The 16,180-nt window shown below is 66.8% G+C and carries 11 protein-coding genes; 7 read left to right on the top strand and 4 right to left on the bottom strand.

The genetic code is table 11. From position 1 onward, the window contains the following. Nucleotides 1-5: 5 nt before the first annotated feature. From DKG74_RS16410 to DKG74_RS16390, 5 genes are all read left to right on the top strand, one after another. Nucleotides 6-2,141, top strand: a complete 2,136-nt coding sequence (locus DKG74_RS16410; protein ID WP_109907260.1) for a hydantoinase/oxoprolinase family protein — start codon at nt 6-8, stop codon at nt 2,139-2,141. 18 nt (nt 2,142-2,159) lie between these two features. After that, nucleotides 2,160-4,430, top strand: a complete 2,271-nt coding sequence (locus tag DKG74_RS16405; RefSeq protein ID WP_109907259.1) for a hydantoinase B/oxoprolinase family protein — start codon at nt 2,160-2,162, stop codon at nt 4,428-4,430. A gap of 4 nt (nt 4,431-4,434) precedes the next feature. Further along, nucleotides 4,435-5,247, top strand: a complete 813-nt coding sequence (locus tag DKG74_RS16400; RefSeq protein ID WP_133251613.1) for a hypothetical protein — start codon at nt 4,435-4,437, stop codon at nt 5,245-5,247. 14 nt (nt 5,248-5,261) lie between these two features. After that, on the top strand, nt 5,262-7,268 hold the full coding sequence (locus DKG74_RS16395) for an acetoacetate--CoA ligase (RefSeq protein WP_207779386.1): 2,007 nt from the start codon (nt 5,262-5,264) through the stop codon (nt 7,266-7,268). Between the two features lie 222 nt (nt 7,269-7,490). Continuing rightward, nucleotides 7,491-10,217 (top strand): winged helix-turn-helix domain-containing protein, encoded by a 2,727-nt coding sequence (locus DKG74_RS16390; RefSeq protein ID WP_165837726.1) that lies wholly within the window; start codon nt 7,491-7,493, stop codon nt 10,215-10,217. Nucleotides 10,218-10,227: 10 nt separating this feature from the next. Here the strand turns inward: DKG74_RS16390 and DKG74_RS16385 are convergent, their stop codons facing one another. Next, the gene (locus DKG74_RS16385; RefSeq protein ID WP_109907256.1) at nt 10,228-11,037 is read right to left on the bottom strand and encodes a glucose 1-dehydrogenase; all 810 of its coding nucleotides are present in this window, start codon (nt 11,035-11,037) and stop codon (nt 10,228-10,230) included. 143 nt (nt 11,038-11,180) lie between these two features. On the opposite strand from DKG74_RS16385, the gene DKG74_RS16380 reads away from it, so the two are divergent. Further along, nucleotides 11,181-11,645, top strand: a complete 465-nt coding sequence (locus tag DKG74_RS16380) for a DUF3237 domain-containing protein (RefSeq protein ID WP_109907255.1) — start codon at nt 11,181-11,183, stop codon at nt 11,643-11,645. Nucleotides 11,646-11,694: 49 nt separating this feature from the next. Here the strand turns inward: DKG74_RS16380 and DKG74_RS16375 are convergent, their stop codons facing one another. The 3 genes from DKG74_RS16375 to DKG74_RS16365 all read right to left on the bottom strand — a co-directional run bounded on the left by DKG74_RS16375 (nt 11,695) and on the right by DKG74_RS16365 (nt 14,808). After that, nucleotides 11,695-12,744 carry an NADP-dependent oxidoreductase gene (locus tag DKG74_RS16375; RefSeq protein ID WP_109907254.1) on the bottom strand — a complete coding sequence of 350 codons (1,050 nt, stop codon included), beginning with the start codon at nt 12,742-12,744 and terminating at the stop codon, nt 11,695-11,697. Between the two features lie 100 nt (nt 12,745-12,844). After that, a complete protein-coding gene (locus DKG74_RS16370) occupies nt 12,845-14,125 on the bottom strand; it encodes a HAMP domain-containing sensor histidine kinase (protein ID WP_109907253.1) in 1,281 nt (426 codons plus the stop codon). After that, complete coding sequence (locus DKG74_RS16365) at nt 14,122-14,808, bottom strand: response regulator transcription factor (RefSeq protein WP_109907252.1); 687 nt, start codon at nt 14,806-14,808, stop codon at nt 14,122-14,124. Before DKG74_RS16365 ends, DKG74_RS16370 begins: the two co-directional genes overlap by 4 nt. A 168-nt stretch (nt 14,809-14,976) precedes the next feature. Here DKG74_RS16365 and DKG74_RS16360 point away from each other — a divergent pair, with 168 nt between their 5' ends. Continuing rightward, nucleotides 14,977-16,179, top strand: a complete 1,203-nt coding sequence (locus tag DKG74_RS16360; RefSeq protein ID WP_109907251.1) for an efflux RND transporter periplasmic adaptor subunit — start codon at nt 14,977-14,979, stop codon at nt 16,177-16,179. Nucleotide 16,180 lies beyond the last annotated feature (1 nt).

Here is a 16,180-nt window from a genome sequence, read left to right as displayed (position 1 = left end):
ACCAGATGAAGCGCGTTTCTGTCGATATCGGCGGCACCTTCACCGATTGCTTCGTCATCTGGGGTGACCGCTACGTCCAGTCCAAGGCCCTGACCACCAAGCATAATCTCGCCCTCGGCTTCAACGAGGCGCTGGACTATGCCTGCCGCGAGGTCGGCACCTCGCGCGAGCAGATGCTGGCCGAGGTGGATTCGGTCCGCTACGCGACCACCCTCGGCACCAATGCCCTGATCGAGCGGCGGGGGCCGCGCATCGGCCTCATCACCACGGCGGGCTTCAAGTCGACCGTGCCGCTGTCGCGCGGCCGGGGTTACGGCGAAGGCCTCTCGATGGAGGAACAGCAGGATATCCCGAACGCCGCGCGGCCCGAGCCGATCGTGCCGATCGAGATGATCCGCATCGTCCGCGAGCGCATCGACTACAAGGGCGAAGTGCTGATCGAACTCGACGAGGACGATCTGCGCCGCCAGATCCGCGACCTCGTCGACGCGGGCGCCGAAGCCCTGGTCGTCGCCTTCGCCAATTCCGTGGTCAATCCGGCGCACGAGCTGCGCGTCCAGGAAATCTTCGTCGAGGATTATCCCGAACACATGCTGGGCGCGGTGCCCTTGCTGCTGTCGCATCAGGTCGCCGGGCGCAAGGGCGAATACGTCCGCTCCATGTCGACGATCATGGACGCCTTCCTGCACAAGGTGATGTATTTCGGCCTCTCCTCGCTGGAGCGCAATCTGCGCGCCTCGGGTTACGTGAAGCCGATGCTGGTCGTGCATAATTCGGGCGGCATGGCGCAGCTGAATTCGACCGACGCGCTGCAGACCGTGCACTCCGGCCCGGTCTCGGGCATCGCCGCGGCCGAGCATCTGGCGAAATGCGCCAAGCTCGGCAATGTCGTCGCCACCGACATGGGCGGCACCTCCTATGACATCGGCCTCGTCGTCGACGGCGGCGTGAAGTTCTACGACTTCCAGCCGACCATCGAACGCTGGCTCGTTTCCGTGCCCATGGTCCATCTGGCGACGCTCGGCTCGGGCGGCGGCTCCATCGCCCAGCACAACCGCATGTACGACACCGTGCAATGCGGCCCGACCAGCGCCGGCTCGGACCCCGGCCCCGCCTGCTACGACCGTGGCGGCATGAAGCCGACGGTGACCGATGCCGACCTGTTGCTCGGCTATCTCGATCCCGCCAATTACGCCAATGGTTACATCAAGCTGAATCCGCGCCGCGCCCGCCAGGTGATCGAGGACCAGCTGTGCGACCCGATGGATCTCGACCTCATCGAGGCCGCGAAGCTGATCAAGCGCACCGTCGACCTCGACATGGCCAACGGCGTCGCCACCGAACTGCGCACCTTCGGCTACGAGCCGAGCGAATTCACCCTGCTGACCTATGGCGGCAACGGCCCGCTGCACGCCTGCGGCATCGCCCGTGGCCTTGGTATCGGGCGCATTCTGGCGCCGCCCTTCGCCTCGGTGTTCTCGGCCTGCGGCGCGGGCAACCTGTCCCAGCTGCACATCCACGAAATGTCGACCTTCACCGTGCTGTTCGACAGCATGACGAAGCAGCTCTTCACCGATTTCGCCAAATTCAACGCGATGGTCGAGGAGCTGGAGCGCCGGGGTCGCGAGGATCTGCTGCGGCAGGGGATGCCGGTCGACAAGATCGGCTATCGCCTCGAACTCGACATGCGCTATGGCAACCAGCGGGTCCAGACCACGGTGGTCACCGACCTGACCCGGCTCGAGACGCTGGCCGACGTGGTGAAACTGATCAACCAGTTCCACACCTCCTATGGCGATCGCTTCGGCGAAGGCAGCCAGGCGGCGGAAGCGGGCGTGCGCATCAACACGATCCGCGTCTGCTCCTATGTCGAGATCGACGCGGTCGATTTCGCCGACATCCATCCGGGCCAGAAGCGCGTGCCCGCGCCCGCCCCGGTGGGCAGCCGCAAGTGCCATTTCGTCGATCACGACGGCGCCATCGAGACGGCGGTCTATGACGCCGCCGCGCTCGAGCACGGCGTCGTCATCGACGGGCCGGCGGTCATCACCACCAGTCACACCACCTATCTGGTCGAACCCGGCTGGCGCTTCGAGGCCGCGGCCCAGGGCGCGGCCTGGTTCACCCGCATCGACGCCTGACGAAAAAGGAACGCAACCATGAACGTCATGCCCGGGATTGCCACCCTCAGCGTCGGCGACCGCAAGCTGCTGCAGGATTTCGTCGACGAGCATCAGCTCTTCTACGGACCCGACCCCGCGATCATGCGCAACCACAAGCTGGAGCCGCGCACGGCCGCCGAAGACGCGGCGATGAAGAAACACGACGATCCGCATCTGCTGAACCAGGTGCGTGGCCGCGTCGTCTCGGCCCTGTCCGAGAGCTTCCGCATGGTCGAGCAGATGGGCGCCGCCCCCGGCGCCAAATGGGGCGACCTCGTCACCGCCATCTTCTCGGCCAGCGGCGACCTGTCGGAAATCTCCCCGGCCGGCATCGTCACTTTCGCCGGGGTCTGCCAGTATCCGATCAAGTTCGTGAACAAATACTGGACCAACGATCCGTCGGTGGGCGTCCGTCACGGTGACGGCTTCATCCATAACGACTCGCGTTACGGCGGCATCCACAACACCGACCAGTCGATGATGATGCCCGTGTTCCACGAGGGCGAACTGGTGTGCTGGGTGTCCTCGACCATTCACGAGGGCGAGAACGGCGCGATCGAGCCGGGCGGGATGCCCGCCAAGGCGGAATCCCGTTTCGACGAGGGGCTGAAGATGAGCCCCTTCCGCATCGTCGAGAATTTCCAGGTGAAGCGCGACATCCTCACCTTCCTGCAGAATTCGGTGCGCGATCCGAAGCTGCAGTTCGAGGACCTGAAGGTGAAGCTGCACGCCTGCCTGCGCCTGATGGACCGGGTGCGTTCGGTGATCGCGGAATTCGGCAAGGATGCGCTGATCGCCTATCTCCGCCGTAATCTTGAAGATACCGAAGCCGAGGTGCATCGCCGCATCGCCGAGCTGCCGGATGGCGTCGTCCGCTTCAACACCTGGATCGACTCGACCCTGCGCGAGCCGGCCCTGCTCAAGGTCGCCTGCGCCGCGCGGGTGAAGGGCGACCGCATGACCATGGACTTCCGGGGCACCTCGCCCCAGCTGTCCAACCGTTCGGTCAATGCCGTCATGGGCTCGACCAAGGTCTGCTTCCTCACCGGCGTTCTGCAGAACATCTGGCCGGACCTGCCGCATAACCAGGGCGTGCTCGCCGCCTTCGATTTCGAGTCCGACGCCAATTCCCTGCTCGACGCCAACAATGACGCGCCCTGCGCCATGAGCCTGCTGCCCATGTTCAGGACGATCACGGTGGCGACGGTGTCCTTCCCGAAGTTCATCTACGGCCTGCCCGATGGCGCCAAGGCGCGGGCGACCGTGACCCTTGCCGCGCAGTACAACCAGCCCGCCACCTTCGTTTACGGCGGCCTGACCCAGCACATGGAAGTGACGGGCAACTTCTGCGCCGACATCAACGGCAACGGCCAGGGTGCGCGCGAGAACAAGGACGGCGAACACGGTGTCTCGCCCCTGTTCGGTTTCATGTGCGACACCGGCGAATATGAACTCGCCGAGGAAGAACTGCCCATGGTCCGGCTGATCGCCCAGCATCTGGCGACCGACCGGGTGGGCTGGGGCAAGTATCGCGGCGGCCTCGGCTACGAGCAGATGGTGACGGCGCGCGGCACCTCGATGTGGGGCTTCATGACCGGCCAGTCCGGCTCGTGGTTCTGCTCCGCCCCCGGGCTCTTCGGCGGTTACAGCTGCCCGGCCTATCCGATCGCCAAGGTGAAGGACTCGAACGTCTTCGACTGGTTCAAGGAGAAGGGCAACGCCGCCCGCTTCCCCTATGACATCGTCGAGCTGATGAACGAGCAGCCGATCGAGGCCGGCCGCTATGTGACGGCGGACGCCGGCATGACCTTCGAGATGGTGCAGGAAGGCGAGATCTACATGATCTGCCAGGGTGCCGGCGGCGGTTACGGCGACGTCCTCGAGCGCGAGCCCTCGGCGGTGATGAAGGACCTGAGCGAGGGCCTGATCAGCCACGAGAATGCCTTCGACATCTATCGCGTCGTCTACGACCGGCGCACCCTGATCGTCGACGAGGCCGGCACCAGGGCGGCGCGCGACGCCGAACGGGCCGCCCGCAAGGCAAGGGGCAAGCCTTACGCCGATTTCGTCCGCGACTGGGTACGGGACGAACCGGACGCGGACCTGCCCTATTTCGGTTCGTGGGGCGACAACGGCCGGATCATCGCCGGCAGCGGCAAGACCCGGCAGATCATGGAGGCGGGCGCCCTCCAGCCGGTGTTCATGGCCGACCCGCGCGAGCTGCGCATCGCCGCGCTCGAGGCCCGCGTGGCCGAACTCGAGGGCTAAGGGCATGGGGGCGTTTCGCGATCTCCTGATGCGGGGCGGCCGGCGGCCGCGCTGGATCGACCACACGGACTATTGCGGGCGCCTCCTCGCGGCCGGCGACATTCCCTTCGGGGATGTCGCCCGCTTCATCGACTGGCACCGCAAGGCGCAGGGCCTGCTGCGGCCGGACGTGGCGGCCCTGCCGCTCGTGCCCCTGCTCGACTTCTGGCTGGCGGGACACGGCGATCTGGTGTCGGCCATGGCGGGGCGAAAGCGTCTGCTCTATCCGCTGAAGGTGCTGCTGGCCGACGAGGACCTGCGGGGTCACATCCGCGCCCTGCTCGAGGGTCTGCGCCTGACCTATGGCGGCCAGCCGCTCGCCTTCGTCATTCCCAGCCCGCGCGCCTTCATCCTCTATGCCGCGGCGAAGGCGGGCTTGCCGGATGACGACGAGGTGACGCTCGACGATGTCGACAGCGCCGCCATGTATATGGCCGACTTCCTGCGCGCCTTCGGCGACACCGGGATCGACGTCCTCCTGATGGAGGAAGTGCCGGGCATCGCCGCCGGCGACGACGACCTCGCCGCCTGTCAGGCGGTCCTCAACATCGCCGGGCACTATCGCTGGGATGTCGGCCTGCGTCTCGACGATGGCGCCGAGCTTTCCGCCGTCGATTTCGTCATCGCGCCCGCCGGCAAGGCTGCCGGCATTCAGCTGCCGCAGGCCTATTGGCGGGGCGAGGGTGCCGCCGCCGAGGGCGGACAATTCATTTACGCGCGCATTCCGCCGGATGCGGAGCCGGAGGCCGTGCTCGGCCGTCTGGCGGCCTTGCCTTGAAAGGATTTCGAGACGTGACCACCGTGAAGGAAGGCGAACTGCTCTGGACCCCGACGAAGGACTTCGTCGAGAAATCCAACGTCACCCAGTTTCTGACCTGGCTGCGCGACCGTCGGGGCCTGAACCTCGCCGATTACGATGCCCTGTGGCACTGGTCGGTGACCGAGATCGAAGCCTTCTGGGGTGCCCTGTGGGATTACTTCGAGGTTCAGTCCTCCACCCCCTACAGCCGGGTGGTCGACCGGCTGACCATGGGGCCGGGGGTGCGCTGGTTCGAGGGCTCCCGGGTCAATTTCGCCGAACACATGCTGCGCTATGAAGGCAATGTCGACGAGCCGGGTTTCTATCATCTGTCCGAGACGCGGCCGCTCGGCACCCTGTCGCGGCGTGAGCTCGGCGCCCAGGTGCGCATCCTCGCCACGCAACTGCGGGCGCTTGGCGTTGGCCCGGGCGACCGGGTCGTCTCCTACATGCCCAATATCGTCGAGACCGCCGTCGCCATGCTGGCGACGGTCGCCATCGGCGCGGTGTGGTCGAGCGCGGCGCCGGAATTCGGCGTGAAGACGGTGATCGAGCGTTTCTCGCAGATCGAGCCCAAGGTGCTGTTCGCGGCCGACGGCTATCGCTTCGGCGGCAAGGATTTCGACCGGCTGGAAGAGGCCCGCTCGATCATCGCCGCCCTGCCCTCGCTGAAGACCGTGGTCTGGCTGCCTTACCTGCGGCCGGGCGTGGAGGCGCCGCCGGTGCCCGATGCGGTGCTGTGGCGCGAGCTGATGGACCATTCGCCGGTCCCCGGCCACCTGTTCTCCTACGAACGGGTGCCGCACGACCATCCGCTGTGGGTTGTCTTCTCCTCCGGTACGACCGGCCTGCCCAAGGCCATCGTGCACAGCCATGTCGGCGCCCTGATGGAGATGATGAAGCTCGCGCATTTCCACCTGAACCTGAAGCCGGGCGGGGTCATCTTCTTCTATACGACGACGGGCTGGGTGATGTGGAACATCATCCTCGCCGGCCTTCTGATGGGCTCGGCCGTCGTGCTCTATGACGGCAGCCCGGTCCACCCCGGGCCGGATGTCCTGTGGAAGATGGCGGCGGATACCGGCGCCACCTGCTTCGGCGCCAGCCCGACCTATATCCAGATTCTGGAGCGGAACGGCATCGAGCCCGGGCGGGACTTCGACCTCTCGCGGCTGGAATCCATCCTGCTCGGCGGCTCACCATCGACGCCCGAGAATTTCGCCTGGTTCTACGACAAGGTGAAACGCGACCTCTGGGTCACCTCGCAGAGCGGCGGCACCGAGATCGCCTCGGGCTTCGTCGGGGCCTCACCCACGCTGCCGGTCCATGCCGGCGAGATCCAGACCCGGATGCTGGGCATGGATGTCCATGCCTGGACCGACGATGGCCGCGAGGTGACGGGGGAAGTTGGCGAACTCGTGGTAACCTCGCCCTTCCCGTCGATGCCCGCATTCTTCTGGAACGACAAGGGCGACAAGCGTTACCGCGAGTCCTATTTCGAGGTCTTCGACGGCGTCTGGCGCCATGGCGATTTCATCAAGATCAACGAGCGTGGCGGTTGCTACATCTACGGGCGCTCGGATTCGACGCTGAACCGCTATGGCGTGCGCATCGGCACGGCGGAAATCTATCGCGCGGTCGAACAGGTCGATGGCGTGCTGGACAGCATCATCGTCTGCTGCGAACTGCCGGGCGGCAATTTCTACATGCCGCTCTTCGTGAAACTCAAGCCGGGCCGCGTGCTCGACGAGGCGATGCGCAAGGCGATCAACGGCAAGCTGCGCCTCGACTGCAGCCCGCGCCATGTGCCGGATGAAATCCATCAGGTGCCGGACGTGCCCTATACGCTGACCGGCAAGAAGCTGGAAGTGCCCCTGCGCAAGATCCTGATGGGCTGGGCGCCCGAAAAGGCGGCGAGCCGGGACGCCATGGCCAATCCACCGGCGATCGACTGGTACATCGGCTTCGCCGAAGAGCGCAAGCAGACGGCTGTCGCCTGAATGTGAACGCGATTGGGAATAAGTTCTATGGCGAGCTGTCTCACATTTTGCATAATCGGGGGCGAACGGTAGGGAGGAATGTCGGTAAAACCGGCAAAAAGGCAACCAACAGGTGCCATACCGTTCAAGGCGCAATAATAACGAGAACCGAAGCTACTTCGGATTGGTGCCGCGATGCTGGTTAGAACCAAATTTCTGCCGCCAAGTTTGTTGACCAATCTTGTGCGTCGCAAAAACCTGGAAGATTACTTCGAGAATCTTCCGGCCCATACGGTGACGCTGGTCCGGGCGCCAGCCGGCTTCGGCAAGACGACCTTGCTGGCCGACTGGCGCAAACGCCTGCTGATGGACGGCGGCAAGATCGCCTGGCTCAGCCTCGACGAACACGACAACGAGCCGTCGCAATTCCTCTCCTACCTGCTCGGCGCCCTCGATCAGGCTTTCGAGGGCGACCGGCAGGGGGCCACGTCTTTCCTCTCGGCTTCCGGCAACCTCGCGCCCTTTCAGGTCGCGGGCTTCATCGTCAACGAGGTCCAGCAGCTCAGCGACGATATCTATATCTTCCTCGACGATGTGCACGAGCTGAACTCGGCGCCGGCCCTGTCGATCCTTTATGACCTGTTCCATTACGCCCCGCCCAACCTGCATTTCGTGCTGGCGGGGCGTCCGGCGACCTGGCTCGGCCTGTCGCGGCTGAAGGTGCAGGGCCGGGTACAGGAAACCGGCATCGGCGAGATGCGCTTCGACATCGCCGAAGCGATCGAATTCTTTCGCCTGCGTGGCCACGACCTCTTGCGCCTGACCGATATCGACACGCTGAACCAGGCGACGGAAGGCTGGGTCGCCGGTCTCTGTCTCGCCAGCCAGTCGCTGGCGCGCAAGCGCAATGTCTCGGAATTCGTCGAGACCTTTTGCGGTGAGACCAAGGAAATCACCGAATACATCCGCGAGACCGTGTTCCGCCCGATCGACGAGGACGACCGGCGCTGGCTGGTGCAGGTCTCGGTCGTCTCGCGCTTCTGTCCGGCGCTGTGCGACGAAATGCTGGCGACCACGGATTCGGCGACGCGCATAAGGCGCCTGGTCGAGGAAGTGCCCTTCATCATCCCGCTCGAAGGCACCGAGGGCTGGGCGCGCCTGCACCCTTTGCTGCGCGAATTTCTCGCGGGTGAGGTGCAGCAATTGCCGGCCGAGGAATTGACCGGCCTGCACCGCCGCGCCGCGCGCTGGTTCACCTCGCGCGGGGAAGTGTCGGAGGCGATCCACCACGCGATCGAGGAAGGCAACGCCGCCTGGGCGGTGGAACTGATCGCCAAGCAATCCCGCCGTCTGGTCGAGACGGCGCAGATCCTCCTCCTGATGAGCTGGTACGAGCGCCTGCCCAAGGCCCTGTTCGAGGAGAGGCTGGACCTGTCGGTCGATGTCGCCTGGGCGCTGACCCTGTCCATGCGCATGGACGAGGCGACCAAGACCATCGCCGATGTCGAGGCGGCGCTGGCCCGGCGCGACGTGCCCGATCGCAAGCTCGAACTCGAGCTTCAGGCGCTGAAGGCAGCGTTCTTCACCCTGAACGACCACACGGCCGAGGGCCTGCGCCAGGCCGAGCAATGGCTGGCGCAGGGTCCGCGCGACGACCAGTTCAAGATCGGCGCCCTCGCCAATGTCGTCACCTACAACAAGCTGCTGGCCGGGGAATATGATGCCGCGCTCGAGGCGCAGGTCATGGGCGAAAGCTGGGCCGCGCCCGAGCGCAGCCGCTTCACCATGATCTATGCCGCCTGCGTCACCGGGGCGGTGCACGAGCAGCGCGGCGATTTCGACAAGGCGATCGAGTCCTACGAGGAGGCGCTGCGCCTCGGCGAGGAGGCGGGCGGGCGCCGCTCGGTGCCGGCCAGCATGCCGGCCTCCTGCCTCGCCGGTCTGCTTTATGATCTCGATGATGCGCTCGGGGCGCAGAAGCTGCTGGCCGGGCGTTTCGACATCGTCTGTTCCCGGACGCCGCCGACCTTCTCGTGGCGGGGGCCGATCTCGCTCGTCCGGCTGCACGCCGCTGAAGGCGACATGAAACGGGCGATGGAACGGCTGGACCGGCTGGAGGCGGTGACCAACCGGCTGAACTTCACCAGGGTCGTTGCCGCCTGCGTGGTGCAGCGGTTGCATTTCGCCCTGCAATCCAACGACTGGCGTCAGGTGCGCCACCTGCTGAACCGGCTGGAGGGCCTGCGTCAGGCGGAAGACCCCGCCCACGGCCGGACCGCGACCACGGTCACCAACGAGATCATCCGCCTGGGCGAGGCGCGCGCCGACATCATGCTGGGCGAGGCGCGCCGCAGCCTCGACTATCTCGAAACCTATGTCGCCGACGCGGAGGCCATGGGCCGTTTCGGCGACACGATCAGCGGTCTCATCCTGCTGGCCGCCGCGCAATGGGCGACCGGCGATCATGGCGGTGCCATCGCCAGCTTCCGCCAGGCCCTCGCCTCCGCGCTGCCCCGACGGTACTTGCGGGTGTTCCGGGACCAGCGGCTGTATCTCCTGCCGTTGCTGAAGGGTCTGTCGGCCAGCCCCGCCCTCGTCGAGTTGCCGGTGGCGAAGCAGACGTTCATCGCCGAGTTGCTGACCGGCGCGCGCGAGCCGCAGGGCCAGCGCCGGGCGGAAGTGGTCAGCTTCGCCGACGCGGGCAAATCGCAGGCCCGGGCCCAGCCCACCCACATGCTGGCGACCCGGGAGGAAGACCCGCCGGATCAGACGCTGTACCAGCAGCTGACCGGGCGGGAGCGCGAAGTCCTCGCCTGCATGGCGGAAGGTCTGACCAACAAGGAAATCGCCGGTGCCCTGACCATCACGCCGGAGACGGTGAAATGGTATGTGAAGCAGATCTTCATCAAGCTGGGCGCCAACACGCGGACCCAGGCCGTGCGCCAGGCACGGCGGGCCCGCGTGCTGTAACCGCTGGGGGTCAGCCGTTGGCGAAGCCGCCGTCGACCGAAAGTTCGGCGCCGGTGACCCAGCCCGCCGCATCGCTGGCGAGATAGAGCACGGCCTCGGCGATATCCGACGGTTTGCCTTCGCCGTAAGGCTGGCGCGCCGCGAACATGGCGGCGACCGTCGCCTCGTCCGGTCCGAGGCCGGCGGCGACGAAATGGCCGAGCAGGGCGGTGCCCATGTCGGTCGCGATCAGCCCGGGGTGCAGCGAATTCACGCGGATGCCGTAACCGAGCGCCGCGCATTCCATGGCCACCGCCTTGGTCATCAGCCGCACCGCACCCTTCGAGGCGCAATAGGCGGTGACGCCCGGAAAGCCGCGCAGGCCCGCGATCGACGACAGGTTGACGATGGCGCCGCCCTTGCCGGCCGCCCCGCCCGGCTTCATCGCCGCGACCGCAGCCCGCATCCCGAGGAAGGTGCCGGTCGAATTCACCCGCATCACCCGCTCGAAAATCTCGGGCGTCGTGTCCTCGATCCTGTGGACGACCTCGATCCCGGCATTGTTGACGAGGATGTCGAGGCCGCCGGCCTCGGCGACGGTCGCGGCGACGGCGGCGTCCCAGTCGGCCTCGCTGGTCACGTCCTGACGGCGGAAGAAGGCCTTGAGGCCGGCGGCCTTCAGCGCCTCGGCGGTGGCGCGGCCCTCCGCCTCAAGGACGTCGGTCACCATGACGGTGGCGCCGGCCGCGCCCAGGACGCGGGCGGTTTCGGCGCCCAGGCCGCGCGCGGCCCCGGTGATCAGCGCGACCTTGCCGTCCAGTCGGTGCGGATTGGCGGTCATTCACTCTCTCCCTGAAAATTGTCGTGCCTTGTTTCCGGCCCCGCCATCTTCGCGGATTCCGTTGCCGCCCTTCCCCCCCGAGGACGGGGGGTGGCCCTGCTTTGCGAAAGGCCGACAGTCGGGCAAAACAAGGGGAGACGCGCATGGCACCGGAAACCGAATTCCTGTTCACCACCCACATCAATCTGCAACCGGCGATCGACGGCGGCCCGACGCCGGCCGGCCACATGCTGACGGTCTATGTCACCGGCGGCAGTTTCGAAGGGCCCGGGTTGCGCGGCAAGGTGCTGGCGGGCGGTGGTGACTGGCTGCGCCTGCGTGCCGACGGCTCGGGCGCCATCGACGTCCGCATCTGGCTGGAAACCGACGATGGCGCGCGCATCTACATGACCTATGGCGGCCGGCTGGTGGTGCCGCCCGATCTGCTGGCGCAGGCGATGGATTTCGACCATGCGCAGGCGGTCGATCCCTCGCTCTATTATTTCCGCACGCAGCCGCTGTTCGAGACCGGCCATCCGGCTTACCAGCACCTGAACAATCTGGTCGCCATCGCCACCGGCCGGGTCGGCCATGGCGGCGTGACCTATGACGTCTATGCCGTGAAGTGACGAGGGGCGATCCCGGCGGCGCTGCCCTGCCGCCGGGATCCGACGCGGATCAGGGCTCGGCGCCGATCCGCACCATCAGTTTGCCGGAATTGCCGCTGTGGTACATCGAGCGCAGGGCATCGACCGCGTGGTCCAGCCCCTCGGCGATATCGAGGCGGAATTTCAGCTGGCCCTGCTGCAGCCAGGGGATCAGCTCGGCCCAGGCCTCGGCATAGCGCGCGAAATAGTCGAGGACGACGAAACCCTCGATGCGCAGGCGCTTCATGATCACGTTGTGGAACATCTTCGGTCCCGCCGCGCCGATGCCGCCGTTATAGGTCGAGATCAGCCCGCAGACGACGACGGTGCCGTTCTGTGCCATGTGAGTCAGACTGGCGTCGAGGATGTCGCCGCCGACATTCTCGTAAAGCACATGGATGCCCTCGGGGGCGAGGCGGCGCAGCGCCTGTTCGACATTCTCGGCCTTGTAGTCGATGACGGCGTCGAGCCCGGCCTCGTTCTTCAGCCAGGCGCATTTCTCGGCGCCGCCGGCAATGCCGATGACGCGGCAACCCTTCAGCCTCGCGATCTGCGCGGCGCAGGAACCGGCGGCCCCGGCGGCGGCGCTGACCACGACGGTCTGGCCCGGCTTGGGCCGGCCGACATCGAGGAGGCCGAACCAGGCGGTCGGCCCGGCGATGGCGAGAACGCCGAAGGCGAGCGGCAGCGGAATCCCCGCCGGCCGGTCGAGGGCGGTCCAGCCGGCGCCGTCGGTCACCATGTAGTCGGACCAGAAGCCAAGGCCCATGGCCAGCTGCCCGGGCTTGAAGCCGGGATTGCGACTGTCCATCACCTCGGCCAGCAGGAAGCCCAGCATCGGCGTGCCCAGCGCGACGGGGGGCATGTACATGCCCTCGATATCTTCCATCCACAGCCGGTTGGTGGCGTCGAGCGAGAGGTAGATCGCCCGCATCAGGACCTGCCCCTCGGCCAGCGGGGCGATGGGCATGGTCTGCATCGACAGGCAGCCGTCTTCGATTTCCACCTCGGGCCGGCGGTCCAGCCGCCAGTAGCGGGCCGAGGTCACGCTGCCCGGCTCGATCTTCTTTGCCGCTTCCATGGAATCTCCCCGATTTTTATGAATCGGCGCGCTCACGCCGGTGCCGGGCATTGTGGCCGTGGAAGCGTGGCCATCGTCCCCCCTGAATGGGCGGGTTCGCTCAGGTCGGGGCGACCGGGAGCTCGATCCGCACCTCGAGTCCGCCGCCCGGCCGGTTGTGGCCCTCGATGGTGCCGCCGTGGGACAGGACGGCGCGCCGCGCGATGGCGAGGCCAAGGCCGAAGCCGCCCTGATGGGCGCCAGCGCCGCGCACGAAGGGCTCGAACATGCGGGCGAGATCGGCTTCCGCCATGCCCTTGCCTTCGTCGGCGATGGCGATGGCCACGCGGTCCGGCCCGGGGGTGATATCGACGCTGACGGTGCTGCCGGCGGGGGCGTGGCGGATCGCGTTGCGCAGCACGTTTTCGAGCGCCCGGCGCATCAACTCGGCATCGCCCGCGATCAGCACGTCTTCCACCCGCCCAGCGTCCAGATTGCTGGCGATGGTCAGGCGGGCGGGTTCCGCCTCGAAACGGGCGTCGCCGATCACCGCGAGGGCGAGGCTGTTCAGGTCGAAATAATCGTCACCCGGCGGCGGGCCGGCTTCGGCCCGGGCGAGGCTCAGCAATTCGCCGACCATGGCGTCGATGCGCCGTGCCTCGTCCTCGATCCGGTGCAGCACGGCGTCGAAGCGCTCCGGGTTCTGGCGGGCGAGACCGATCGAGACCTGGAGCCGGGCGAGCGGCGAGCGGAGTTCGTGAGAGACATCGTTCAGCAACTGGTCGCGCTGGCTGACCAGGGCTTCCAGCCGTTCGGCCATGGCATCGAAATCCTTGGCGAGATCGGCGATCTCGTCCCGCCGCCGCCCCATGCGCGGCGCCAGCCGGACGGCCAGATCGCCGCCGGCGAGGGTGGCGAAACCGCCGCGCAGCCGGATGATCGGCCAGGTCAGATAGCCGGCGAGGCCGGCGCTGAACACAAGGCCGCCGATGATGCCGAGGTAGATCATGGGCGGCGGGACGTCGAGCGGGCCGGGGCGGACGCGTGGCACCGGCGTCGCGTCATAGCTTAAGGTCCAGCGGCTGCCGTCGGCGGCGACCGCTTCCCGTGTCAGGGTATTGTCGGCCATGGGCAGGGTCGCCCCCGCGCCCCACAGGCCGAAGCGGGCGCGAAGAGCGGCCGGCCAGTCGGCCAGCAGCGCGTCGAGCCCGGCCATGCCGCTTTCTTCCAGCGCGAAGGCGGCGTCCGCCAGTTGCGCCTCGGCGACGAGGCGGCTTTGCGCGATTTCATGCTCGCGCGGCGGGGCGTCGCGCAGGGTGAAGATCAGCCACACCCCTTCGATGATCAGCAGGAAGGTGATCCAGAAGCCGATCAGGATTTTCCAGAACAGACGGCGGGTCATGCCGCGGCGCCCCGTCCCAGGCGGTAGCCGATGCCGCGCACCGTCTCGATGTGCAGGGCGTCGCCCGCGGCGGCGGCCAGCTTCTGGCGCAGGTTGCTCATATGCACATCGACACTGCGATCATAGGGCTGGCGCTTGCGGCCGAGGGCCTTTTCCGACAGCTCGTCCTTGGTCGAGACCCGCTCGCCCGCCGCCAGCAGCACCTCGAGCAGGGTGAATTCGGAAGCCGTGAGGTCCAGCGCGCGGCCGGCCCAGGTCGCCTCGTGGCGGCCGGGCGACAGGTTGAGGGCATCGAGGCGCAATGTGTCGTCTGCGGGCGTGGCGCCGCCTGTCCGGCGCAGCACCGCGCGCAGGCGGGCGACCAGTTCACGCGGGTAACAGGGCTTGGGGATATAGTCGTCCGCCCCCATCTCGAGGCCGATCACCCGCTCGATATTGTCGCCCTTGGCGGTCAGCATGATGACCGGCACCCGGCTTTTCTCGCGCAGGCGGCGCAACACCTCGATCCCGCCGAGGCGCGGCATCATCACATCCAGCACGACGGCGTCGTAAGGACCGGCCAGCGCCGCCTCCAGTCCCGCCTCCCCGTTCAGGGCGACGGTCGTGGCGAAGCCTTCGGCGCCGAGATATTCGGTCAGCATGGCGGCCAGTTCGGCGTCGTCGTCGATCAGCAGGATATGCACGGGTCTTCTTCCGTCCGCTTGCGCATGGCTGCAGACGATACGCGAACGCGGGCGTCCGCAAGGGTCTTTGCACTTTCCTGACGATTGCCTGGCGAAGACTTGACCCAAGGCAGGCAAGGCGCGCTCTAGACTGCCCCTCATGAACCCCGGTCTCCGAGAGTTTCCGTCATGCGCCTTGTCCGTTTCCTTCGCGTCGTCGCCCTGCTGGCCATCGCCGGCGCGGCGCTCTGGGGGGCGAAACTGTGGTTCTTCCCGGCCGAGACCGAGGCGCCCCGCTATCTGACGGCGACCGCGGCGCGGAAGGATATCGAACAGGTGGTGCTGGCGACCGGCGCCCTCGAAGCCTTCAAGCAGGTCAGCGTCGGCGCCCAGGTCTCGGGCCAGATCAAATCGCTGAAGGTCGATTTCGGCAGCGTGGTCAAGGCCGGCGACCTGATCGCGGAAATCGATTCCAAGACCCAGGAAAACGACCTGAAGAATGCCGAGGCCCAGCTCGCCAATGTGAAGGCGCAGCGGACGGCCAAGCAAGCGACGCTGAAACAGGCGGAACTCGCCTTCGCCCGGCAGAAGAAGATGCTCGCCGCCAATGCCGCCCCGCGCGAGGATTACGAGACGGCGGAGGCGACCCTCGCCGCCACGCGGGCCGAGATCGACGCGCTGGACGCCCAGATCGAACAGGCCGATATCCAGGTTTCGACCGCCCGGCTGAACCTCGGTTACACGCGGATCGTCGCACCGATCGACGGCACGGTGGTCGCCGTCGTGGTCGAGGAAGGCCAGACCGTCAACTCGAACCAGACCACGCCGACCATCGTCAAGATCGCCCGGCTGGACACGATGACGGTGAAGGCCGAAATCTCGGAAGCCGACATCATCCGGGTCAGCGACGGCCTGCCGGTCTATTTCACCATCCTCGGCGACGCAGATCACCGCTATGACGCAACCCTGCGCATGATCGAGCCGGCGCCGACCTCGATCAATTCCGACACCAGCAGCTCCTCGTCTTCGTCCTCCTCCTCGTCCAGCAGCACCTCGACCGCGATCTATTACAACGGCATCTTCGACGTGCCGAACCCGGACGGGCGCCTGCGCATCGACATGACGGCGCAGGTCTCCATCGTGCTCGGCGCGGCCAGGGGCGCGGTCACCATCCCGACGACGGCCCTCGGCAGCCGGGATGCCGACGGCGGTTACACGGTGCAGGTGGTCGATGCCACGGGCGCGATCGCCCCCCGCAAGATCCGCACCGGGATCGAGGATGAAACCGATGTCGAGGTGAAGGAAGGCCTCGCCATCGGCGACAAGGTCGTGCTGGGCGATGCCGCCGCCGGAACCTCGATGCAGATGCGCATGCCGCGGATGGGCCTGTAAT

The organism is Zavarzinia aquatilis (assembly GCF_003173035.1).
Taxonomy (GTDB): domain Bacteria; phylum Pseudomonadota; class Alphaproteobacteria; order Zavarziniales; family Zavarziniaceae; genus Zavarzinia; species Zavarzinia aquatilis.
Note: the sequence above shows the minus strand (reverse complement) of the source record. Positions and strands in the feature narration are given on the sequence as shown.

Coding starts and splice junctions, on each gene's coding strand:
- DKG74_RS16410 (WP_109907260.1), top strand. CDS start 6: ATGAAGCGCGTTTCTGTCGATATCGGCGGCACCTTCACCGATTGCTTC.
- DKG74_RS16405 (WP_109907259.1), top strand. CDS start 2,160: ATGAACGTCATGCCCGGGATTGCCACCCTCAGCGTCGGCGACCGCAAG.
- DKG74_RS16400 (WP_133251613.1), top strand. CDS start 4,435: ATGGGGGCGTTTCGCGATCTCCTGATGCGGGGCGGCCGGCGGCCGCGC.
- DKG74_RS16385 (WP_109907256.1), bottom strand. CDS start 11,037: ATGACCGCCAATCCGCACCGACTGGACGGCAAGGTCGCGCTGATCACC.
- DKG74_RS16380 (WP_109907255.1), top strand. CDS start 11,181: ATGGCACCGGAAACCGAATTCCTGTTCACCACCCACATCAATCTGCAA.
- DKG74_RS16375 (WP_109907254.1), bottom strand. CDS start 12,744: ATGGAAGCGGCAAAGAAGATCGAGCCGGGCAGCGTGACCTCGGCCCGC.
- DKG74_RS16370 (WP_109907253.1), bottom strand. CDS start 14,125: ATGACCCGCCGTCTGTTCTGGAAAATCCTGATCGGCTTCTGGATCACC.
- DKG74_RS16360 (WP_109907251.1), top strand. CDS start 14,977: ATGCGCCTTGTCCGTTTCCTTCGCGTCGTCGCCCTGCTGGCCATCGCC.